This window comes from Paenibacillus sp. FSL R5-0407, from assembly GCF_038009185.1.
In the GTDB taxonomy this organism is placed as follows: domain Bacteria; phylum Bacillota; class Bacilli; order Paenibacillales; family Paenibacillaceae; genus Fontibacillus; species Fontibacillus vini.
This window is the reverse complement of sequence record NZ_JBBPAX010000001.1, coordinates 1,576,375-1,599,791: the sequence shown is the minus strand read 5'-3', so window position 1 is coordinate 1,599,791 and position 23,417 is coordinate 1,576,375. Positions and strand designations below refer to the sequence as shown.

Genomic DNA, 23,417 nt, shown 5'->3' with positions numbered 1-23,417 from the left:
GTGAAATAATTCACTAGAAAGAAAAGGGTTGTCCATTACCCAACTTAGGAGGATGAGAGAAATGGCCGTTAAGAACGAAGTTACGACAAAAGCCGAGCTGACTGCACAAGATTACATTCAAACCTTGATCGACAAAGGTAAGAAAGCATCCGAAGCTTTTATGGGCATGGATCAAGAGCAAATTGATAAAATTGTGCAGGCTATGGCGCTGGCCGGACTTGACAGACATATGTATCTGGCGAAGATGGCGGTTGAAGAAACCGGACGCGGTGTGTACGAAGACAAGATCATTAAGAACATGTTTGCGACCGAGTATATTTACCACAGCATCAAGAACAACAAAACGGTTGGCGTAATTGAAGATAACCCTTATGACAATTTCCAAAAAATCGCAGAACCGGTTGGTATCATCATGGGGATCACTCCTGTAACCAACCCTACATCGACTACCATTTTCAAAGCTCTCATTGCTATCAAAACTCGTAACCCTATCATCTTCGGTTTCCACCCATCCGCTCAAAAGTGCAGCGCGGAAGCCGCAAAAATCCTGCTCGAAGCTGCCGTTAAGCACGGAGCGCCAGCAGATTGCATTCAATGGATCGAGAATCCTTCCATGGATCGTACGAACAGCTTGATGAACCATCCTGACGTTGCTTGTATCCTGGCAACCGGCGGATCGGCGATGGTTAAAGCGGCATACAGCTGCGGCAAACCGGCACTCGGCGTAGGTCCTGGTAACGTGCCTTGCTTCATTGAAAAGAGCGCGGATCTGGATCAAGCGGTCAATGACCTGATCCTTTCGAAAACGTTCGACAACGGCATGATTTGCGCATCCGAGCAAGCGGTAATCATCGAAGAGCCGGTGTTCGATCAAGTGAAGAAGAAGATGATTGCAAACGGCTGTTACTTCGTCAACAAAGATGAAGCGGCTAAACTGACAGCCGGAGCCATTATTGCAGACAAATGCGCAGTGAACCCGAACATCGTCGGCCAACCTGCCGTGAAGATCGCTCAAATGTGCGGTATCGATGTACCGGCCGGAACGAAGATTCTGGTTGCCGAAATCGAAGGCGTAGGTCCAAAATTCCCGTTGTCCGCTGAGAAATTGAGCCCGGTTCTGGCTTGCTACAAAGTTAAAACAGCCGACCAAGGCATCGAACGCGCGCTTGAAGTGGTTCAATTCGGAGGTATGGGGCACTCTTCGGTAATTCATAGTAATAATGAAGAAATTATTCAAAATTATTCGGATCGGATGCCTACTTGCCGGATTCTCGTCAACCAACCGTCTTCGCAAGGCGGGATCGGCGACATTTACAATACGAACCTGCCTTCGCTGACGCTGGGCTGCGGATCTTATGGACGTAACTCGACTTCGTCGAACGTAACGGCTGTCAATCTGATCAACGTGAAAAGGGTGAATCGTCGTACCGTGAATATGCAATGGTTCAAAGTGCCTGACAAAATCTATTTCGAGAAAAACTCGACGCAATACCTTGCCAAAATGCCGGATATTACCCGCGTACTGATTGTAACTGACCCAATGATGGTTAAACTGGGATATGTGGAAAGAGTGGAGCACTATCTCCGTCAACGCCAAACTCCGGTAGCGATCGAAGTGTTCTCGGATGTTGAGCCGGATCCATCGACTACAACGGTAGAGCGCGGTACTGAGCTGATGGCTAAATTCCAACCGGACTGCATTATCGCACTCGGCGGCGGTTCGCCAATGGATGCCGCGAAAGGCATGTGGCTGTTCTACGAATATCCGGATACCGACTTTAACAACCTGAAACAAAAATTCATGGATATCCGCAAACGGATCTACAAATACCCGCGCCTGGGACGTAAAGCGAAGTTTGTTGCGATTCCGACCACTTCGGGTACAGGTTCGGAAGTGACCTCGTTCGCGGTAATTACGGATAAAATCAACGGCAACACGAAATATCCTTTGGCTGATTACGAGCTGACTCCGGACGTAGCCATTATTGACCCTGAGTTCGTATACAGCTTACCTAAAGTTGCTGTAGCCGATACAGGTATGGACGTACTGACTCATGCTATCGAGGCTTATGTTTCGGTAATGGCGAGCGACTACACGGATGGCCTTGCAATCAAAGCTATCCAGCTGGTGTTCCAATACTTGGAGAAATCGGCGCTGACCGGCGACAAACTGGCTCGCGAGAAAATGCACAACGCATCGACTTTGGCCGGTATGGCCTTTGCGAACGCATTCCTGGGCATCAACCACAGCTTGGCGCATAAATGGGGCGGACAGTATCACACCGCGCATGGCCGTACGAATGCGATTCTGATGCCGCACGTAATCCGTTACAATGCGAAGAAACCTACGAAATTCGCAGCATGGCCGAAATACACTCACTTCGTAGCTGACGAACGCTATGCGGAAATCGCACGCATCTTGGGATTGCCTGCCCGAACGACGGAAGAGGGCGTGAAGAGCCTGATCAACGCCATCCGTGATCTGAATAAGAAGCTCGGCATTCCGGAAACATTCCAAGAACTCGGCTTCGATGCGAAAGATTTCGAATCGCGTGTAGATTACTTGGCGGATCGTGCTTTCGAAGACCAATGTACAACTGCGAATCCGAAGCTCCCGCTTGTGACAGAGCTTGCTGAAGTTTATCGTGACGCTTTCTATGGAAGATTTGAAGAATAAGTGAACATGTAAGGCTAACGTGACAAATATCACTTCAAAAGTGATATTTGTCACAATCTTTAATGGGGTATTGATATAAGATAATGATATAAATGATCCCCGGTACGGTGGTAAGTACAGCGGATGATGTTTTAAAAGCTAAGAACTTATCAGTGTCAGAGTTGTGAAAATTATCACAAATTTTAGGGATCATGAGACGCGGATATATCCTTCAAACCGCGTACTTCTAAACTATATGGAGGGATTACAGATGTCGGTGATTGAGAGAGAAGTACAACCAAAACAAGAAGTTGAAACAGCTTGGAGAGGTTTTAAAAAAGGGAAATGGATGAGAGAAGTGAACACCCGCGATTTCATCGAGACCAACATCCTGGCTTATGAAGGCGACGAATCTTTCTTGAAGGGTGCAACGGATAATACCAAAGCATTATGGGACATTATTTCCGATTTGACCAAGAAAGAAAGAGAAGCCGGAGGCGTACTTGACGTTGAAGTCAACAAGCCTTCCACGATCACATCCCATGCTCCCGGTTACTTGGACAAAACGAAGGAACAAATCGTAGGTGTACAAGGGGAAGCTCCTTTCCAACGTACGATTCATCCTTTTGGCGGTATAAATATGGTAATTAACGCCTGCAAGGCTTATGGATTCGACTTGCCGGGCGAGATCGTAGATATGTTTACAACGATTCGCAAAACTCATAACCAAGGCGTATTTGATGCCTATACATCCGATATGAGAGCTGCTCGTAAAGCCGGCATTATTACTGGCCTCCCAGATGCATATGGCCGCGGCCGTATTATCGGCGACTATCGCCGCGTAGCGCTTTACGGTGTGGATTTCCTGATCAAGCAAAAAAATAACGAACTGAAGAGCCTGGAAGTTGACGTAATTGACGAAGACGTAATTCGTCTTCGCGAAGAACTGTCCGAGCAAGTTCGCGCACTGGGCGAATTGAAACAACTGGGTGAAATGTACGGCTTCGATATTTCGAGACCGGCCGAAAATGCGAAAGAAGCTTTCCAATGGCTCTACTTCGGTTATCTTGCAGCAGTCAAAGAACAAGACGGGGCGGCAATGTCGCTTGGCCGCGTATCTTCTTTCCTTGACGCATACATCGAGCGCGATTTGGCTGAAGGAACTTTGACTGAAGAAACAGCACAAGAATTGGTTGACCATTTCGTAATGAAACTGCGGATCGTCAAATTCCTGCGTACTCCGGATTACAATGATCTGTTCAGCGGCGACCCAACATGGGTTACGGAATCGATCGGCGGCATGTCGGTAAACGGCGTAACTAGAGTAACGAAGAACAGCTTCCGTTTCCTGCACACTCTTTACAACCTGGGCCCTGCTCCAGAACCAAACTTGACAGTACTCTGGTCCGAACAATTGCCTGAAGGCTTCAAGAAATATTGCGCTAAGGTATCTATTGAAACCAGCTCGATTCAATACGAAAATGACGATCTGATGCGTCCTATCTATGGTGATGACTATGGTATCGCCTGTTGCGTATCCGCTATGGAAATCGGTAAGCAAATGCAGTTCTTCGGAGCACGCGCTAACCTGGCGAAAGCACTGTTGTACGCGATTAACGGCGGTAAAGATGAGAAATCCGGCGCACAAGTCGGCCCTGAATTCCCGGCCATCACTTCCGAGTACTTGAATTACGATGAAGTTATGAAACGGTTCAAACCGATGATGGAATGGCTTGCCAAACTGTATGTGAACACACTGAATGTAATTCACTACATGCACGATAAATATTGCTACGAACGGATCGAAATGGCGCTGCATGACCGCGACATTCTCCGTACGATGGCTTGCGGGATCGCCGGTTTGTCCGTAGCGGCCGACTCGCTGAGCGCGATCAAATATGCTAAAGTTAAACCGATCCGCAACGAACAAGGCATTGCCGTTGATTTTGAAATCGAAGGCGAATTCCCTTGCTACGGTAACAACGACGATAAAGTCGACCAAATTGCCGTGGGTCTTGTTGAATCGTTCATGAGCATGATCCGCAAACACAAAACTTATCGTAATGCGATGCCGACACAATCGGTATTGACGATTACCTCGAACGTTGTATATGGTAAGAAAACAGGAACAACACCGGATGGCCGTAAAGCGGGCGAACCGTTTGCTCCTGGTGCTAACCCAATGCACGGACGCGACAAGAAGGGTGCGCTTGCTTCGCTCAGTTCCGTTGCCAAACTGCCGTATGAACACAGCTTGGACGGGATCTCGAACACCTTCTCGATCGTGCCTAAGGCACTCGGCAAAGAAGCTGAGATCCGCAAATCGAATCTCGTATCAATGATGGACGGATATTTCGGCAGCAAAGCCCATCACTTGAACGTCAACGTATTTGACCGCGAACAGTTGATGGATGCCATGGAACATCCTGAGAACTATCCGCAATTGACGATCCGTGTTTCGGGTTATGCGGTAAACTTCATTAAATTGACCCGTGAGCAACAGCTCGATGTAATTAACCGGACTTTCCACGGTTCGATGTAAATAGAAACGGGTACAGAAATCACAACATTTGTTAAGGCAGTGCAATCAGAAAGGGTGACGAAAAATGCTTAAAGGTCGCATACATTCATTGGAAACTTTCGGAACGGTCGATGGCCCGGGTATTCGTTTCGTACTCTTTATGCAGGGCTGCCTGTTGAAATGCCAGTATTGCCATAACCCGGATACCTGGAGCCTCACGGAAGGTAAAGAAATGACAGTAGAGGAGGTATTGGCTGAAATTGAGCCATACCTCACCTACTACCGTTCTTCAGGCGGCGGGTTGACGGTATCCGGCGGGGAAGCAACGCTGCAAGCTCCGTTTGTAACCGAATTGTTCCGCGAAGTGAAGAAACGCTGGAATCTGCATACTACGCTGGATACGAACGGATACAACGAGGGCGACAAAATTCGTGATCTCCTGGACGTAACAGACCTTGTCCTGCTCGATCTGAAGCATATCGATAATGAGAAGCACATCAAGCTGACGGGTAAACCGAACGACCGGATGCTGAAAATGGCCGAATGGTTGTCAGAACACGGACGAAATATGTGGATTCGGCATGTTTTTGTTCCTGGCATTCATGACGATGAGCAGGATTTGCTAAACCTCGGGCGCTTTATCGGTGGTTTACACGGTGTAGAGAAATTCGAAATTCTTCCGTATCATCAGATGGGTGTATTCAAGTGGCAAGAATTAGGTTGGGACTATCCGTTAGAGGGCGTACCTTCGCCAACGGAGGAGGAAATCGAGCGTGCAAATCGCTTGATTGAAGAAGGAATGCAGCAGGCAGAGACATCCGTGAAATAATTAAGTGTCAGCTAATATGACATTAATATTTACTAAATGAGAAAAAGCGGTTAAACTCGACAATACATGTCAGGTTTAACCGCTTTCTTTTTGTCGGTTAGATGATATTATCCCCTGAAAAGAAAAATGTCCTCCTTATCAGAATTGGAGGCGCTTTCTATAATAAAGATGTAACACAAACTGCTCTTGAGGAGGGTCTTAGAAATATGAAGAAAAGTTTGATGCTGCTAATGACGCTGATTTTCGTAGCGTCCGCAATGCTCGCTGGGTGCGGTAAATCCGACAATAAAAACACACCCGCAAACGAAGGCCAAAAGGCGACAAACAATGGTGAAGCGGCAAAGGTGGATGATTCGCCGTTCGAAATCACCATTCGCCACACACAAGTAGGGGAGTCCAAGAAATTCCGTCTTGCATTGCTCGAAGATGTGGTTAAACAGACCCAAGACGCAGTACCAGGCTTGACGATCAAGCTTGATGCCGTTGATTCCGAAGTCAACCGGAAAGAGAAGCTGAGAGGCGAGATGGCAGCAGGGAAACCGCCGGAAGTATTCGACGTATTCGGCAGCCCGGATGCAGCGCTATATGCCAAAGAAGGTTTGATGCTCGACATTACTCCGATTTTGGATGAGCTGGGCCTCAAAGACAAATTTACTACACTGGCACCATTTACTCTTGACGGTAAGATTTACGGTCTTCCGATCGGGGGATCCATCGAAGGTTTCTTCTACAATAAAGAGTACTTTGAACAAAAAGGTCTGAAAGTGCCTGCGACGCTGGATGAACTGGATAAGCTTGCCGAAACGATCAAAGCAGACGGCAAAATTCCTTTCGCTCAATCTTCGAAGGATGCTTGGATCCCATTGATGACAACAAACAATCTGTGGTCTTACTATGCAGGACCTGAAATCACTTATGGCTTCAAATCAGGCGAAACCAAGTGGACGGATGAAAACGTGGTTAAAGCTGTAGCTAAGCATAAGGAATGGGTTGACAAAGGCTACTACAAAAAAGGCGAACTCGGCTTTGAATACGCCGACATGAGAAACCAAATCGTTACTGGCGAAGCGATCATGATGATGGACGGTTCGTGGGCTAACTCGGTGTTCAGAGACGCTGAACAAGCCGGCGACATGGTTGGCAAAATCGGATACTTCAATATGCCTCCTGTTAATGCAGGCGATCCGGTTGTAGTTATGCAGGACGCTAACAACGGTTACGGCTTCTCCAGTGCAGTTGCTGAAGATCCTCGCAAAATGCAAGCGGTTAAAGAATTCATCAAGAACATGTGGACAGACGAAATGCAGCTTCGCGGTCTGAAAGAAGACGGTGTGCTCCCTGCCATGAAGATGGATCTGGAGCAAATGAAAACTACGTCCGATGACCCGCTCATGCAAGATATCTTCAAGGCTGTCAGCGAAATCGGAACTTCGTTCCCAGCGTTCGACGCCCTTGTACAAGCGGAAGTGAATACGGCGCTTAGCATGGGTATCCAACAAATTATCGGCGGGGAAATCGAACCGGCGAAAATGCTGGAAAATGTACAGGCAGCTCAAGATGCGGCTAATGCGGCTGGGCAATAATCTTTAGCAAATGACGAAAGGGCGCCACCCGTCTCAAGTATGTGGGGGCGTCCTTTTCCACTAAATTAAGAACTAACATCTTAAATAAAATGTAGCACGAAGTTAATCCTGCATAAGCTACGGAGGTTTATCATGAATAAAGCGCTTAGAAATCCGCTGATCTATCTGATATTTGTGATCCCGGCGTTCGTACTGTTTCTTGCCTTCTTCATCTACCCGGTGTTTACGGCGGTCAATAACAGTTTTACGAGCTGGAACGGAATATCCAAAAATATTACTTATATCGGCTTCGACAACTTTGTAACAGCCTTCCATGATGTCGCATTTTGGAAATCCGTTAAAAATAACGTTTACTTCATTTTGTTTTCCTGCTTGGTTCAGGTCCCTTTGATCGTCATCTTTTCCTTGCTCATTGCAAACGTCAAGAAATTCAAGGGCTTGTATAAGACCGCGGTATTTATGCCGTCGATCATGTCAACGGCCGTTATCGGGATTTTGTGGGGCTTTATCTACAATCCGGACTTTGGCCTCGCCAACAAAATTTTAGGCGTATTCGGGGTATCTCCGATCTATTGGCTGTCCGACAAAAACTGGGCGATGATATCGATTCTGATTACGAACGCTTGGCAATGGACAGGTTTCTACATTGTTATGGTGTTGGCCGCGATTCTGGCCATTCCGAAAGAGCTGGAAGAAGCGGCTGCAATTGATGGAGCGACCGGCTTCCAAAGAGCTACGAAAATTACGATTCCGCTCGTTATGCCGATTATTTCCGTTGTTATCATGCTGTCCATCGCTGGTGCCATGAAGGCTGCCGATATCGTTCTCGTTATGACGAAGGGCGGACCTGCCGGGTCGACTGACGTTATGGCTACTTACATGATCCGGTATGCCATCACAAGCTTTAGACATGGCTTTGGCAACTCTATTGCCGTTCTGATCTTCATATTCACGATCATCATTACGGTACTGTATCAAGTGTTGATCTCCAAACGGACAGAAAGGATTGAATACTGATGAGAGCACTCAAAAAAACGATTCCGCACATTTTCCTTATGGCCTACCTGCTCGTCATCCTGTATCCGTTCCTGTTCGTGCTCTTCTCATCCGTCAAAACGAACAACCAGGATATCGCTTCGAATCCGTTCGGCCTCCCGGGCTCCATTACGTTTGACAATTATATTAACGCCTGGGTCAATGCTAAGATCAGCACATACTTCTTTAACAGCTTGTACATCGGTGTCCTTTCCGCGTGTTTATCGATTCTGTTTGCGGCGATGCTGGCCTTTGCGGTTACCCGGATGCGCTACAACAAAATCAGTGCCGTCGTGTTCCAGCTGATCTTGCTGGGGATGCTGATTCCGAACAACTCCTTACTGCTTCCGATTTATGGAATCATGAGAAAACTGGATATTTTGGATACGCATATGGCGCTTATTTTACCTTATGTAGCCAACGCCATTCCGTTCTCTGTCATTATTCTGGCGGCGTTTATGCGTTCGCTCCCGGGGGAAATTGAAGAGGCTGCTGTCATTGACGGACTAAGTTCGGCAGGGCTGTTTGCGAGAATTATTATCCCGCTTACGGTGCCGGCGATCGTTACAGTCTTCATCATCAACTTCCTGGGTAACTGGAACGAATTCTTGCTAGCCAACTATTTCCTGTCCAGCGAAGAGTTAAGAACGCTGCCTGTAGGGATGGTAGGTTTCAGAGACGCCTACAATACCAACTATGCGCAAATGTCCGCAGGGATTATTTTCAGCGTACTGCCGGTTATGATTATCTACGCAATTCTTCAGGAAAAGATTATTGAAGGAGTTACGGCAGGCAGTGTCAAAGGATAATAGTGGCGGGTTCAAGATCATAGGATAATATATTAAAATACTATTGTTATTATATGATTGTCCACGCACTAATCCGGTATGGGAGAATACATCCAATGAATCTGCGAATCAAACTGTTTACGGCGTTTCTGGGGCTAGTCATTATTCCATTGTTCATCCTGGGAATCATCACTTTTCTGGTAACGTTCCGATCGATTGAGACAAATTACAGTGAGCAGACCGAATATTCGCTGAAGGCGATCGGCTATAGCATCAAGAATATCTTCCATGAATTGGATAACGTGACGGACAACGGGATTGCCAAAGGCGTTTTTCAGGAAGCGTTGGTATCCCAGGACCCGGATTCGCAGGATTTGACGGATGCTGCTGCCAATCAATTAGAACTGAATGCTAACCAGCGGAATTTTCGTTCCCTGTTATACAACCATCCTGCCATTGATTATGCTTTTTTGTACAATGTTCATGGTTATAAGGATTCCAAAGTGATCACCATCTTCAATAAGGAAAACTTTGAGACTCTGCCCTATGAGCAATTCAAGGATCATCCTTTGTATCGCGAAGTTATGAAGTTGAACGGGATTCCAAGATGGATCGCGCCTCACGAATATCCGGAACTGACCGGCTCGGATAATGTATTCACACAAATTCGGCTGATTAAGGACTTGGACAGTTTCAAACGTGTAGGGGTGCTGGTCGTACAGATTAAGAACTGGGAATTCGAGAAGATTTTCCAAAACTTAACGCTGGGAAGTAAAATGCAAGACACCCGTTTCTTTCTGGTGAATAACGACGGGAAGGTTCTCTATGATTTTCATTCGGAGCTCAACGGACAGACCTTGCAGCCTTCCATTCAAAAAAAACTGGCGCTAACGAGCGACTCCCTCAGCTTTAAAGGGAAGTTCAACGGGGAAGAGAGCGTTATTTCGATTTACAATTTGAAGGAATATCCTTGGAAGCTGGTATCCGTCACTTCATGGCACTACTTGTCCCAAGAGGTAACGACCTTTGCCAAATGGTTTGTGGCTATTATCCTCGTATGCGTGCTAACGGCTATGCTCTTTAACGTGTTTTTCATGAACCGGATTACCGGAACTATTGGGGTCATTGTCAGATTCATGAGAAAAGTGGAGAGCGGCGATTTGAATGCACGGGTGGATGAAAAGGGCGATGATGAGCTGCTCCTGCTGCAGCAAGGGTTTAACAGCCAAATGGATAAGATTAACGAATTGTTCGATCAGGTAAAAAGAGAGCAGCTGCAAAAAGCGAATGCAGAGCTTCGAGTACTACAGGCGCAGATCAAGCCTCATTTTTTGTTCAACACGCTGGAGTCGATCAATGTATTGGCGGTTCAAAATGAAGGGCGAAAAGTGAGTGAGATGGTGCTGAGACTCGCGAGTATTCTGAGAATTAGTATCCAGGACAAGGAAGAAATCTCGCTTGGTTTGGAAATCGAGCATTTGCGCAGTTATCTGGAGATCCAAAAATTCAGGTTCGAAGAATTGTTTGAATACGAAATCGATCTCCCGGCAGAGATGAGAAATTGCATGCTGTTGAAGCTGACGCTGCAACCGCTGGTAGAGAACAGCATTCAGCATGGGTTTGAAGGCATTAATTATAAAGGGATGATCAAGGTAACGGGAATCCTTGAAGAAGACCGGATATTGCTGAGAGTGGAGGATAACGGTATCGGGATGTCGAACGAGCAGCTGTCTTCCATACAATATGCGGACCCCGAACTGGATCTGCAAACCGCCAAAGCCTATCCAAGCCATGAGAGACGTGGACTCGGACTCAGAAGCGTCTTCGATCGGCTAAGATTCCAATACGGCAGTAAATACGGACTATTCATTTGCTCGCAGCCTGGGCACGGAACAGTGATCCAGTGCGTAATTCCAAAATATGAATTGGGTGATAAAATATGAAACTGAAGGCATTGCTGGTTGACGATGAGATTCATATTTTAAACAACTTATCCAAGGTTCTTCCTTGGGAAGCCATGGGATTCGAGATTGTCGGGTTGGCCAAAAACGGCGTAGAGGCGTTAGAAGCGGCAATCCAGCACCGGCCTGATTTGGTGTTATGCGATATCCGCATGCCGATCATGGATGGAATGACGCTGATTCAGAAGCTGCGCGAAGAAGGTCTCGACAGCGAAATCTTGCTCCTGACGGGATATCAGGAATTTGAGTATGCGCGCACCGGTATCAGGTATGGAGTCAGGGATTATATTTGCAAGCCGATTAATTATTTTGAACTGGAAGAGATCGTAAAGAAGATCGCAGACCAGATAATGGAGAATAGGAAGAAGCGAAGCAAAGAGCAGCGTTTAAACCGTGTGGCCTCTTTAGCTAATGAGAACTATATGCTTCATTCTTTATTGGGACAGGAGACGGAAGAAGAAGGCGTATTGTGGGATGAAGAGGAGCGGGCCGGCGAACGGAATTATCGCGGGGTGCTGCTCCTGGATCTGGAGGGTTACGCCCACAGGTCGATATCCTGGACTTTGCACGAACGTAAAGCTTGGAATCTGCATATCAAAAACCTGTTGAAAGATCTGTTTAAACCGATAATTAAGGAGTATACGGTTTTGCAGGTAAGAGAAGGGGAATGGTGTCTCATTTTTCATTCCTTGGGGAAAGAGCAGATTACAAGGGATGATCTGAAGCCGGGCTATGATCAACTGCAAGGAATCGTCAGCGAGAAGGAAGGCATCTTGATCCGGATGTGTTTGGAGCAAAATCCGGTCGGTGTAACCGAGATGTCCTTCATTTACCAGCGCATGCAGCAGATGCTCATTTTAAGCCCGCCGCAGGAGTGGTTCTTGGATGCTGACCAGATCTTTGCAAAATCGACCGAAGCTCATTCGAATGAGGAAGGCTCCCAATGGCGGTTTATTGAACAAATCGGAAGCGGCCTCAGAAACGGAAGTCATGAACTGCTGGTTCAAGTCGTTACGGAACTGAAGTATTATGTAGGTCACTCGTCGGAAAACCGGGCGGCGGAAAAGCTGCTGCATTACCTGCTGATTCACCTGCTCCGGGAGATGCGCGAGCTGCAAATGCTGTCAGGCGACCAAGAAAAAGAAGTTTGGCTCAAATTGCAGGAATCGCTTAGCTTGAAGGACTTAATGTCTCTTGTCGTATCCATGCTGGACCGCTCCAGGGAATCCCTTTCAACCAAGAAGTCCTCGGAGACGCTGATGATGTCCGCGCAAAATTATATTCAACATCATTTGGGCGACGATTTTGGCATCGAGGACATTTCCGAGTATCTCGGGATTAGTTGCAGCTACTTCTGCTTGTTGTTTAAGAATCATTTCGGAGAGACTTTTGTCGAATATTTGACCAAACAGCGCGTCGAGATGGCTAAATGTCTGCTAAGCGGCAGTGACAAGTCGGTTACTCAAATTGGCTCCGTGGTTGGCTATCAGGAGCGGCGTTACTTCACTAAGGTGTTTCAGAAGTACACTGGGATGACTCCTTCGGAATTCCGAATCAAGGAATCGTCCGTATCTTGAGCAAAGAAGGTGATGGGTTTGAAAATGTCCAAATTATCTTTAGAAGAAAAAATCGGTCAGCTGTTTATTTGCGGCTTTCACGGGCTTGAGGCCGACGAGCAGATCAAAACATTAACGAAGGATTACCATATCGGCGGAACGGTTTATTTCCGCCGAAACGTGGAATCGGTGCGGCAGCTTGCCGCATTGTCCGCTAGTTTGCAGGTGCTTCCACGCAACAATCCGGAGCTTCCGTTGTTTATCTCCATCGACCAGGAGGGCGGCATGGTTGCGCGCTTGGACCATGAGGGAATGAGCCGGATTCCGGGCAATATGACGCTGGGGGCTGCTGGGGATGCCGGATTGACGGAGGAAGCGGCGATCTTGGCTGCCAAAGAAATGCTTGCGCTCGGGATTAATTTTAATTTCGCGCCTTGCATCGATGTCAACAATAACCCGTCCAATCCGGTCATTGGCGTCAGATCGTTCGGAGAAGATCCTGTGAAAGTGGCGGAGCATGGTAACGCAGCGATCCGGGGGTATCAGCAAACCGGAGTCATCGCGACCGCCAAGCACTTTCCGGGGCATGGAGACACGGCCGTGGATTCCCATCGGGGACTCGCCGTAGTCCCGCATGACAAGGAACGCTTGAGCTGTATCGAGCTGCTTCCGTTCCGGGAAGCGATTAGCGCAGGGGTTGACGCTATTATGACGGCTCACGTCATTTTTCCGGCTTTTGAGCCGGAGGAAATACCGGCTACCCTGTCCGGCCGTGTTCTTACCGATCTCCTAAGAGATGAGCTCGGCTATGACGGTGTCATTGTAACGGACTGCCTGGAAATGCACGCTATTTCCAAATCTTGCGGGATTCCGGAAGGTGCGGTGCGGGCGATCGAAGCTGGCGCGGACATCGTTCTGGTGAGCCACACGTTGAGTGATCAGATCGCAGCAATCGAAGCGGTCCGCGAGGCTGTCTTGAGCGGACGTCTTAGTGAGGAGCGGATCGACCAGTCCGTGGAACGGGTGCTAGGATTAAAAGCGAAGCGTCTTGCTGGATCTGCGAGTTCTTATGGTGGGGACCCGGCGTTTGTCCCTGTTCCGTTGACTCCTTCGGAGGAAAGCGGAGCGCTGCTCGCCAAGATCGCCGAAGGCAGCGTTACGCTCGTCAAGGATGAAGGGAACCTGCCGCTGAACTGCGCCGAACCGGTACTCGTCATTTGGCCGGAACTTCGACACCGGACAGAAGTGGATGAACCGGCGGTACACCGGTATAATTTGGCGGATGCCCTGCGGCCTTACGGGGATGGAGTCGTGTTATCCGTGATAGGGACGCACCCTGACGATGAAGAAATTCTTGCGGCCCTGAAGCAAAGCGCCGATTATGAGCAAATCGTCGTCGTCACTTATACGGCGGAAGGGGAAATTCCGGAAGGGCAGTCCCGGTTAATCGAAGCTTTGAACCGGGCTCACGGGTCCAAGGTCATCGTGGTTTCGACACGAAATCCGTATGATATCAATGCCTTCCCGGATACGGGAACCTATCTTTGCCTGTACGAGAACCGGTCGTTTTCCCTGGATGCGCTGGCTAAAGTGCTGACCGGCAAGCTCGCACCCACTGGGAAACTCCCTGTAGGTCTAAATGACCGGTATCCAGTAGGATACGGATTGTCATAATTGTAATCCGAAATTTAAGCAAAAACCGGCATCTCTCGCTTTGGCGCAGGGATGCCGGTTTTTTTTGAGTTTAGGATAGTATATTTTTAGAAGACGGCTCTAAGATGCCAAGGGGATTTAATTTTACATTGCTATGATATTAGTAGCAACTTTTCCCGAATTTGCGCGTTTAATAGTATGTGCGAATGATGAGAGAATTTATAAAATGGGAGTAGAGAAGGAGTCTAGCATGAATTTCAAACGATTGGTTATTGCAACATTTTTAGCGGCTTCGCAAGTAGCGATGGTCCTTCCCGCCAGTGCGGAAGAGGCTGTCCCGAATACCCCCCCGAGCGAGGCGAACGTATCCGGACAGACGGTGAATAATCCGGCTAACGGAAACCAGGACCCAAACGCTGTAACGGGTGAAACGGTGAATCCGGATCAAGGCCAGGTTGAAGGCCAAACCGAAGGACAGGTTGAAGGTCAAGTAACCGAGGAAAACGGTGGAACCACTGTTCCCGGGAACGAGCAGGAAGGTACAGGGACAGACAGCACTGTTACCGGAGGAAGTACCACGACAACCACGCCTTCGACTAATAGTTTGTCGAACGGCACCGGTGCCGGACAGCTCATTTTGATGATGGACAGCAAAAAGATGTATCAAAACGGTAAGGAATATCTCGCCGGTTATCCGATGGAAGTTAAAAAGGGAGTATCCTACGTCTCGATCCGCGCTATCGTTGAACGCGCCGGACTTCAAATTTCTTACGATAACAAAACGAAAGAAACGATTATTCAACGGGGAGCCGATGAGCTTCGTTTTAAAGTGAATGCTTCCAATTACAAAGTGAACGGCGTTACGACGAAAATGAGCGGTACTTCTTATTCCGCCAAAAATAATTTCATGGTTCCGCTGACGGCCATTACAAAAGCATTGAACATGCCTTATGAATGGGATCAAAAAGGAAAACGGGTTATTGTGAGCGTCTCGACGAAACCGATCGCTTCGTTCTCGATCGGGAACAAAGAGGTCATTTCCGGAGAAACTCAAGTTCAGTATTTAACGAACGCCTACTCTCCTTCTGGATTGCAAATCGTTAATGAAGAGTGGATCGGCCGCGAAGAAATGTATATGACTCCTGGGGCCTATACCGTAACTTACCGGGTTCAAGACTCCAGCGGCCAGTGGAGCGATCCGTTCTCGCTGACAGTGAACGTTAGGAAGCCGCATACGCCTCCAGTAGCTAACTTCACTACAGATAAAGATACTTACAAAATGGGCGAACTTATTACTTATAACGATCTCAGTACGGATGAAGTAGGTATCAAGGACCGGGATTGGGAGAACAAGCAACTGGCTTTCTTTTCACCGGGTCCCGTATCTATCAAATTAACCGTAACCAACGAATTCGGATTGACTTCTTCGATTGAGAAGACGATTACGATCACGAATGAAACGCTGTACACTCGAGATGATTTTAACAAAATATTCACGCCGGTCGGCGATAAATATGCTTTTGACGGTACTCAGGTTCCTACCTGGGAGAAAGTAAACTATACGTTTACTTCAGATTCTACGACGCTGATCCGTAGTAACAGCCCGGAAACAGTATTCTCCGAAGGGGTTGTGTACAGAGAATCGGCGATCGGGGATACCCGCTTTATGATCCATCACGCAAATGCTACAGGCAAGAACGTTAAGATGTATGTGATCGCAACGAACAAAAATACGACCGAAACCGCCCGTTTAACGCAGACCAATTTCGGATTCGCAGGACCTAACCAGTATGCGACTGGGGTGGGTAAGGCGTCGGTAGAGCGTTATTATCAGTCGATGCAGACAGGCAGCAAATACAAGGATATGTGGATTGCACCGGGCGAGAGCAAAATCATTCTTAACGACCTGAGTGCAACGGCCATGAAGCAGGGAGAAGTAATTTCCCTGTTTGCGGATCTGTACAGTGACCATACGCTTCAATATGACGTGATCATGATTGACTCAAGCAAGGATCCGTTTGTGTACCTTCCATATCTGAGCGTGCTTCCTTCGGATATCCACAACCGCGGGACGTACAGCGATGCAACGCGCCATATCGAATATGGCGATCTGATCGGTACTAAACCGGTTCGACTCCTGATTGGGGACAATTCAAGCGATCCGTTCCTGGTTGGAGAAGATGGACCGACCGGAGAATACAAACTTAATGCCGGTAACTTCGGCGTTGTATACACCATCAAGCTGTATCGTGTAGCTCCAAATACTTTGATTACCTTTAATCCGCGCGGCGGATTCTATACCGGTAATATCATGGTCAACGGAAACATCGTTCCGGTTGCCCTGAGCAGCGGTTTGAGTGCGCCGAATGAGAACAGCGTGCTGTTCCGGTCCGGAGACCGGGAACAGACCGTAGAATTCCTGTTTACAGCGGCACCGGGCAGCAATCTGTCCGTCAATCTGCTCTTCCAGCCATTGCCGGAAGTAAAACAGCCTTAAGACCAGCGCCTTAGCGCGCTAGGATAGAGTCCGGGACCTTGTCCCGGACTTTTTTTACTGGGAAACTCAAACACGAACTGGGTTTGTTTACTTATCGGGGCCGCTTTCCGGCTCGCTCTCCGGTTCATTGACGGAGAGATCATTTTGGTTCATTATTAAAGATGTGTTCATCTTGAATTGATGACTTTTTGAACTACCTTTAGAAGAGATTCATGGAAGGCTTATGACGGGAGGAATGTCGCATGCTGTCGACAGAGGAAATCATAGCCGTGATGTCCGCCCAGGGCTTGCGGATTACCGATCAGCGCAGAAGTCTGGCTAAACTGTTTGCCGAGCGGGACGGTTATTTGACGCCGAAGGACGTATATGAATATATGTGCAAGCAGTACAGCGGGCTCAGTTTTGATACAGTGTACCGTAATCTGAGAGTGATGGAGGAGCTTGGAGCTATTGAACAGATCGTTTTTGAAGACGGTCTTAAGTTCCGGGCAAGCTGCAGCAGCGAAGGACATCATCATCATCATTTAATATGTTTGCAGTGTCAAAAAACATACCCGATCCACTTTTGCCCGATGCCGCTCACGGATGCGCCGGACGAGTTCCAAGTGGTGAAGCATAAATTTGAAGTTTTCGGCTATTGTAAGGATTGCAGAAAGGACGGGGCCGGGGAGCAAGAGAAGGTCGTCCAGCAAAGCGGAGGGAAGTAAGATGGGCCTTGCACGCAAGACATTTCAGGGGCCGATTCGCTTCTACCGTAAATTCATTTCTCCACTGAAGCCGCCGACCTGCCGATTTTATCCGACTTGTTCCGCCTATGCGCTGGAGGCAATCGAGGTTCACGGACCGTTGAAGGGTTCCTGGCTGGCTGCGGTCAGGATCTCGAAATGCCATCCCTTTCATCCGGGAGGGCTTGATCCGGTACCGCCGAAGCGACAAAAAGGGGAACCGGTTCCGGACCTCGATGATCGACAATAATCATGACCTGGTTCTTTTCAGGAGCCGGTCACGAGATAGATTCGGGATGGAGAAATAAGCCGGTGATAGCAGTGCTGTATATGGCGGCTTGACAGAGATATTGTCTTTTCTTAATATTAGATCATAACATTCAATTCGATGAACGGATAAGTACAGGGCATCAGGTCCAGCAACAGAGAGCCGGGGTAGCTGCAAACCGGTCTGGAACGGTCTTGGAAGATGGTCCGGGAGAATCTGCCTTCGAGCCGTCTTGTTCTATAGGAACATTGACGATAAGGGGGCGGCGCGGCATCCGGCGTTAAAGGAGGGTCAGTAACTGACCGGCTGAGCCCGTTCGCTGCAAAGCGGCGGGGAATTTGGGTGGTAACACGTGAGAACTCTCTCGTCCCATGAATGGGACGGGAGTTTTTTGTTTTAAAAAGTGTGTGTTCAAAAAGGAGATGAAGATGATGTCAGACAAAAAGACATTTTACATCACAACCCCGATTTATTATCCCAGTGACAAGCTGCATATCGGGCACGCCTATACTACGGTTGCCGGGGATGCCATCGCTCGTTACAAACGGCTTCGGGGATATGATGTCCGCTACCTGACAGGTACGGATGAGCACGGCCAAAAGATTGAACGGAAAGCTGAAGAAGCCGGAAAAACGCCGCAGAAGTTTGTCGATGATATCGTGGCGGGTATTAAGGATCTTTGGAAAAAACTCGATATTTCCAACGACGATTTCATTCGTACGACCGAACTGCGCCACAAGGTAGTGGTTGAGGAGATTTTTGACCGGTTGCTTAAAAAGGGTGACATCTACAAGGGGGAATACGAAGGCTGGTATTGTACGCCTTGTGAGTCCTTTTTTACGGAGCGTCAACTGATTGACGGCAACTGTCCCGATTGCGGACGTCCGGTTGAGTTGGTGAAGGAAGAGAGCTACTTCTTCCGGATGAGCAACTATGTGGATCGATTGTTGAAGTATTACGAAGAGAATCCGGGCTTTATCCAGCCGGAATCCCGTAAAAATGAAATGATCAACAATTTCATCAAGCCGGGTCTTGAGGATTTGGCCGTTTCGCGGACTACGTTCGACTGGGGCGTGAAGGTCAAGGGCGATCCGAAGCATGTGGTGTACGTGTGGATCGATGCATTATCCAATTACATTACAGCCCTGGGTTACGGAACGGATCATGATGAATTGTTCAACCGCTATTGGCCGGCGGACGTGCATTTGGTGGGCAAAGAAATCGTACGTTTCCACACGATTTACTGGCCGATCATGCTGATGGCGCTGGATCTGCCATTGCCGAAAAAGGTATTCGGCCATGGCTGGCTTCTGATGAAGGGCGGCAAAATGTCCAAATCCAAAGGCAATGTTATGGATCCGTCCGTGCTGATCGACCGCTACGGACTGGACTCGACGCGGTATTATCTGCTACGCGAAGTGCCGTTCGGTTCGGACGGTTCGTTTACGCCGGAGAGCTTCGTTCAACGGGTGAATTCCGATCTTGCCAACGATCTGGGCAACCTGCTCAATCGTACGGTCGCTATGGTCGGCAAGTATTTTGACGGTGAGGTTCCGGCTTATCGGCCTAACGTGACTCCGTTCGATGCCGATCTGTCGAAGCTTGCGCAAGAGACGGTAGTCAAGGTGGAGGAAGTGATGGAGAATCTGGAGTTCTCCGTAGCGCTTTCCGCCATTGGCGCGTTTATCGGACGGACCAATAAATATATCGACGAAACGCAGCCTTGGGCTTTGGCGAAGGATGAGTCGAAAAAAGATGAGTTGGCCTCCGTTATGGCCCATCTCGTGGAATCGCTTCGGATTGCCTCGATTCTGCTGCAGCCGTTCCTGACCCAGGCGCCGGCCAAAATCTGGGCGCAACTGGGTCTCGCGCCCGGCGAGTTGACGAGCTGGGAGAGCGCCAAGACGTTTGGCCTCGTTCCGGCCGGAACGAAGGTTGGCAAGGGCGAGCCGATCTTCCCGCGGCTCGATGCGGAAGTTGAAATCGAGTTCATCGCGAACTCGATGTCCGGCGGAGCCGCAGCTTCGGCCGCGGCGGAAGCTCAGCCGACGTCTGAGCCTGCCGCGGCAGGCGGGGCTGCGGAGGCAGAAGCTGCCGCCAAGCCGGAGCTGAAGGCCGAAATCGGGATCGATGATTTCGCCAAGGTTGAGTTGCGCGTGGCCGAGGTGCTGGCTTGCGAGCCGGTACCGAAAGCCGATAAGCTGCTCAAGCTTCAGCTGGATCTCGGTTTCGAGCAGCGGCAAGTGGTCTCCGGCATCGCGAAGTTCTATAAACCGGAGGAACTTGTCGGCCGCAAAGTGATTTGCGTGACCAACCTCAAACCGGTGAAGCTGCGCGGAGAACTGTCCCAAGGCATGATTCTCGCAGCATCGCAGGGAGATCAATTGACGTTGGCCACCGTACCGGCCACGATGCCGAACGGTGCGATTGTTAAATAAAGAAGATTTACCGCCAAGGGCTTACCCTTGGCGGTTTTTTATTGTGTACGGTGGCAAGATAAGTCTATGGAAAAGAAAAGAGGGTTGACACCTGATTTAATATGACCCTATAATCATATTTGTAATTATTACGATTAAGAGGAGTGAGAGAGATGGCTTTATACATAAAGAGAGGCTTGAAACTTATTTTTCCACTGGCGGCAGTGCTGGTGTTGATGGTGGGCTGCGGGAAAAGCGCGGGCGGCGAAATCGTGGAAGGCAAGGTGAACGTGGTAACCAGCTTTTACCCGATATATGAATTTGCTACGGCGATCGGCGGTGAAGACGCCAATGTTATTAACCTGCTGCCCGTGGGTGTAGAACCCCATGACTGGACGCCGCGTAGCCAGGATATTCTGAACACCTCTAAAGCGCAGCTATTCTTGTACAATGGTGCCGGATTGGAAGGGTGGGCGCCGAACTTCCTGAAAGGAATGGGCAAGGATGCCGCCGTTAAAACCGTGGAGGTCAGCCAGGGCATCGATCTCATTTATGCCGAAGGGGATGACGGGCATGATCACGGGCATGGGGATGAAGGTACTGAGACTGAGGCGACACATGAGGAACATGGTGCAGACGAAGAACATCACGACGAAGAAGTAGGCGGAGACGGTGCCGATTCTTCTCAAGCAGGTGATGTGCCGGCTCATCACATCGATCCGCATACCTGGGTCAGTCCGAAATCCGCCAAAATTATCGCTGAGAATATCAAAAACAGCTATATTGAAGTAGATCCGGCTCACAAGGAAAACTATGAAGCACGCTATACGGAGCTAAGTCAAAAGCTTGACGCTCTGGATGCCAAATTCACCGAAGAACTGTCAAAGACGGCTAAGAAGGAAATCGTGGTATCCCACCAAGCATTCGGATATTTATGCCGGGATTACGGGCTTACGCAGCACGCCATTATGGGATTGTCGCCTGAAGCCGAGCCGAGAGCGCAGGATTTGGTGGCCCTGTCCAAGATGGTGAAGGAAGAAGATATCAAATATATCTTTTTTGAAGAGCTGGTCTCCGATAAACTTGCTAAAACTTTGGCGGGTGAAGCCGGAGTCGAGACTCTGGTACTGAATCCGGTGGAAGGATTGACCAAGGAACAGCAGAAAGCGGGAGACAATTATTTCACGCTGATGGAGAACAATTTGCAAAATCTGATTCTCGCTCTACAATAAAGAGAGGAATTTTAAGAACCGGAAGGACGAGGACTAATGAAATCAGAGACTGCCGCTCCGGCGGCATACTGCCATGATAACATCATCGAGCTGGACGGGGTTTCGTTCGCCTACAAGGATCAGCAGGTCATTACCGATCTCAATCTGGTCATCAAGGAACGTGACTTTATGGGTGTTATCGGCTCAAATGGAGCCGGCAAAACGACATTGCTGAAGATGATGGTTGGCCTGCTCCGCCCCACTCAGGGGGAAATCCGGTTGTTCGGGGAACCGATCCGGAAATTCCGGGACTGGGATCGAATCGGTTATGTACCTCAGAAGAATGCATTCAATCCGCTATTCCCGGCTACCGTCCGGGAAGTGGTCATGTCTGGCCTGTACAGCAACAAGAAGCTGTTTAGACGGGTCGGCAAAGCAGACCAGCAGAAATGCGAAGAAGCGATGGAGGTCATGCGCATTGTCGATATCGCCGGCAAACGGATCGGCCAGTTGTCAGGAGGTCAGCAGCAGCGGGTATTCTTGGCCCGGGCGCTGATCAACCAGCCGGATTTGCTGATCCTCGACGAACCGACAGTAGGAATCGATGCTCAAACCCAGGCCGATTTTTTTGAACTCATATTCCATATGCATGCCCATCACCAAATGACCTTCTTGATGGTGTCCCATGATATTGAAATGATTGAAGGTTATCTCGGAAAAGAACCCCGCGACCGCTGCGGAGGCATCAAGTTTTATGTGCGCCACTCGCATGATCAGAGCTGTGAGATTCCGGGCTTGCAGCACTCCCTTTTGGAAGATGCGCAGGTCCCTCTGGCCAGTAAATGATGTTGATGTGCACTTTTTTTGAAGTGATAGGAGATGTGACACTTGGAAATTTTAACAGCTGATTTTTTTCAAAGAGCGCTGACAGGCGGGCTGCTCATCGGGCTTACGGCTCCCTTGATCGGCATTTTTCTCGTTTTGCGGCGTCTGTCCATGATTGGAGATACGCTGGCTCACGTGACGATCGCCGGGGTAGCGCTAGGATTTCTCATCGAGGTGTATCCCATTGGAGTAGGGCTCGTGTTTGCCGTCGTGGCATCATTTGCGATCGAAAAATTGAGGAAAGCTTATAAAGGTTACGCCGAGCTGTCCATCGCCGTCATTATGGCGGGGGGAGTAGCGCTGGCTTCGCTGTTCTTTACGCTGGGGATGGGTTACAATAACGATGTGGTCAGTTACCTGTTCGGCAGCATCTATACCTTGGATACGACAGATTTGTACGTGGTTGGAGCAGTTACTATCGTTGTCGTAGCAATCATTTCGGTCTTTTTCAAAGAAATGTTCCTGCTTACGTTCGAGGAGGATGCGGCATCGGTCAGCGGTTTGCCGGTGAAACTGCTTAATCTGTTGATCACCGTGATGACCGCGCTGGTTGTCAGTACGGCGATCAAGATAGTCGGGGCGCTGTTAGTTTCCGCCCTGCTGACTATTCCGGCCGCCTGCAGCTTGCTGATCGCCAGGAGCTTCAAAACCTCGGTCATTTTTTCCGTTGTCATAGCGGAAATTGCCGTCGTTGCCGGCCTTATGACGGCGGGGATTTGGAATTTGGCCCCTGGAGCCACCATTGTGCTGCTGCTCATCGCGATGCTCATTTTGACGCTGATCGGGAAAAAGGGGTTTTCCGCCTGACACAATAATCACGAGAAGATTGCCA

Annotated in this window: 16 protein-coding genes; all 16 read left to right on the top strand. The window is 48.8% G+C overall.

The features are described from left to right. Positions 1-61 precede the first annotated feature (61 nt). The 16 genes from adhE (at position 62) to NYE70_RS07760 (ending at position 23,392) form a co-directional block, all read left to right on the top strand. Positions 62-2,677, top strand: a complete 2,616-nt coding sequence (adhE, locus tag NYE70_RS07835) for a bifunctional acetaldehyde-CoA/alcohol dehydrogenase (RefSeq protein ID WP_341045590.1) — start codon at positions 62-64, stop codon at positions 2,675-2,677. 250 nt (positions 2,678-2,927) lie between these two features. Continuing rightward, entirely contained in the window at positions 2,928-5,198 is a 2,271-nt protein-coding gene (gene pflB / locus NYE70_RS07830) for a formate C-acetyltransferase (protein WP_213653974.1), read from the top strand. A gap of 64 nt (positions 5,199-5,262) precedes the next feature. Continuing rightward, the gene (gene pflA / locus NYE70_RS07825) at positions 5,263-6,006 is read left to right on the top strand and encodes a pyruvate formate-lyase-activating protein (RefSeq protein ID WP_341045589.1); all 744 of its coding nucleotides are present in this window, start codon (positions 5,263-5,265) and stop codon (positions 6,004-6,006) included. A gap of 206 nt (positions 6,007-6,212) precedes the next feature. Continuing rightward, the gene (locus NYE70_RS07820; protein ID WP_341045588.1) at positions 6,213-7,589 is read left to right on the top strand and encodes an ABC transporter substrate-binding protein; all 1,377 of its coding nucleotides are present in this window, start codon (positions 6,213-6,215) and stop codon (positions 7,587-7,589) included. Between the two features lie 132 nt (positions 7,590-7,721). Next, positions 7,722-8,606 (top strand): carbohydrate ABC transporter permease, encoded by an 885-nt coding sequence (locus NYE70_RS07815; protein WP_211019626.1) that lies wholly within the window; start codon positions 7,722-7,724, stop codon positions 8,604-8,606. Continuing rightward, the gene (locus NYE70_RS07810; RefSeq protein WP_211019625.1) at positions 8,606-9,433 is read left to right on the top strand and encodes a carbohydrate ABC transporter permease; all 828 of its coding nucleotides are present in this window, start codon (positions 8,606-8,608) and stop codon (positions 9,431-9,433) included. Before NYE70_RS07815 ends, NYE70_RS07810 begins: the two co-directional genes overlap by 1 nt. Positions 9,434-9,528: 95 nt before the next feature. Further along, on the top strand, positions 9,529-11,355 hold the full coding sequence (locus NYE70_RS07805) for a cache domain-containing sensor histidine kinase (protein WP_211019624.1): 1,827 nt from the start codon (positions 9,529-9,531) through the stop codon (positions 11,353-11,355). After that, positions 11,352-12,950, top strand: a complete 1,599-nt coding sequence (locus NYE70_RS07800; protein WP_213653975.1) for a response regulator transcription factor — start codon at positions 11,352-11,354, stop codon at positions 12,948-12,950. Before NYE70_RS07805 ends, NYE70_RS07800 begins: the two co-directional genes overlap by 4 nt. 24 nt (positions 12,951-12,974) lie before the next feature. Next, positions 12,975-14,603 (top strand): beta-N-acetylhexosaminidase, encoded by a 1,629-nt coding sequence (gene nagZ, locus NYE70_RS07795; RefSeq protein ID WP_341047541.1) that lies wholly within the window; start codon positions 12,975-12,977, stop codon positions 14,601-14,603. Between the two features lie 229 nt (positions 14,604-14,832). Further along, a complete protein-coding gene (locus NYE70_RS07790; protein ID WP_213653976.1) occupies positions 14,833-17,079 on the top strand; it encodes a copper amine oxidase N-terminal domain-containing protein in 2,247 nt (748 codons plus the stop codon). 242 nt (positions 17,080-17,321) lie between these two features. Further along, a complete protein-coding gene (locus NYE70_RS07785) occupies positions 17,322-17,786 on the top strand; it encodes a Fur family transcriptional regulator (protein ID WP_211019620.1) in 465 nt (154 codons plus the stop codon). A 1-nt stretch (position 17,787) separates the two neighbouring features. Further along, positions 17,788-18,054: a membrane protein insertion efficiency factor YidD gene (gene yidD / locus NYE70_RS07780; RefSeq protein ID WP_211019619.1), complete on the top strand. Its 267-nt coding sequence runs from the start codon at positions 17,788-17,790 to the stop codon at positions 18,052-18,054. Positions 18,055-18,503: 449 nt separating this feature from the next. Next, positions 18,504-20,510, top strand: coding sequence for a methionine--tRNA ligase (metG, locus tag NYE70_RS07775; RefSeq protein ID WP_445323835.1), 2,007 nt, complete (start codon positions 18,504-18,506; stop codon positions 20,508-20,510). A 152-nt stretch (positions 20,511-20,662) separates the two neighbouring features. Next, positions 20,663-21,721, top strand: a complete 1,059-nt coding sequence (locus tag NYE70_RS07770) for a metal ABC transporter solute-binding protein, Zn/Mn family (RefSeq protein ID WP_213653978.1) — start codon at positions 20,663-20,665, stop codon at positions 21,719-21,721. 36 nt (positions 21,722-21,757) lie between these two features. Further along, positions 21,758-22,546 carry a metal ABC transporter ATP-binding protein gene (locus tag NYE70_RS07765; protein ID WP_211019616.1) on the top strand — a complete coding sequence of 263 codons (789 nt, stop codon included), beginning with the start codon at positions 21,758-21,760 and terminating at the stop codon, positions 22,544-22,546. Positions 22,547-22,588: 42 nt separating this feature from the next. After that, the gene (locus tag NYE70_RS07760) at positions 22,589-23,392 is read left to right on the top strand and encodes a metal ABC transporter permease (RefSeq protein ID WP_211019615.1); all 804 of its coding nucleotides are present in this window, start codon (positions 22,589-22,591) and stop codon (positions 23,390-23,392) included. Positions 23,393-23,417 lie beyond the last annotated feature (25 nt).

What these genes read in the sequence shown, in the direction of transcription:
- pflB (WP_213653974.1), top strand. Translation starts at nt 2,928, where the DNA reads ATGTCGGTGATTGAGAGAGAAGTACAACCAAAACAAGAAGTTGAAACA.
- NYE70_RS07800 (WP_213653975.1), top strand. Translation starts at nt 11,352, where the DNA reads ATGAAACTGAAGGCATTGCTGGTTGACGATGAGATTCATATTTTAAAC.
- nagZ (WP_341047541.1), top strand. Translation starts at nt 12,975, where the DNA reads ATGTCCAAATTATCTTTAGAAGAAAAAATCGGTCAGCTGTTTATTTGC.
- adhE (WP_341045590.1), top strand. Translation starts at nt 62, where the DNA reads ATGGCCGTTAAGAACGAAGTTACGACAAAAGCCGAGCTGACTGCACAA.
- NYE70_RS07785 (WP_211019620.1), top strand. Translation starts at nt 17,322, where the DNA reads ATGCTGTCGACAGAGGAAATCATAGCCGTGATGTCCGCCCAGGGCTTG.
- NYE70_RS07790 (WP_213653976.1), top strand. Translation starts at nt 14,833, where the DNA reads ATGAATTTCAAACGATTGGTTATTGCAACATTTTTAGCGGCTTCGCAA.
- NYE70_RS07820 (WP_341045588.1), top strand. Translation starts at nt 6,213, where the DNA reads ATGAAGAAAAGTTTGATGCTGCTAATGACGCTGATTTTCGTAGCGTCC.
- pflA (WP_341045589.1), top strand. Translation starts at nt 5,263, where the DNA reads ATGCTTAAAGGTCGCATACATTCATTGGAAACTTTCGGAACGGTCGAT.
- NYE70_RS07765 (WP_211019616.1), top strand. Translation starts at nt 21,758, where the DNA reads ATGAAATCAGAGACTGCCGCTCCGGCGGCATACTGCCATGATAACATC.
- NYE70_RS07805 (WP_211019624.1), top strand. Translation starts at nt 9,529, where the DNA reads ATGAATCTGCGAATCAAACTGTTTACGGCGTTTCTGGGGCTAGTCATT.
- yidD (WP_211019619.1), top strand. Translation starts at nt 17,788, where the DNA reads ATGGGCCTTGCACGCAAGACATTTCAGGGGCCGATTCGCTTCTACCGT.
- NYE70_RS07810 (WP_211019625.1), top strand. Translation starts at nt 8,606, where the DNA reads ATGAGAGCACTCAAAAAAACGATTCCGCACATTTTCCTTATGGCCTAC.
- NYE70_RS07770 (WP_213653978.1), top strand. Translation starts at nt 20,663, where the DNA reads ATGGCTTTATACATAAAGAGAGGCTTGAAACTTATTTTTCCACTGGCG.
- NYE70_RS07815 (WP_211019626.1), top strand. Translation starts at nt 7,722, where the DNA reads ATGAATAAAGCGCTTAGAAATCCGCTGATCTATCTGATATTTGTGATC.
- metG (WP_445323835.1), top strand. Translation starts at nt 18,504, where the DNA reads ATGTCAGACAAAAAGACATTTTACATCACAACCCCGATTTATTATCCC.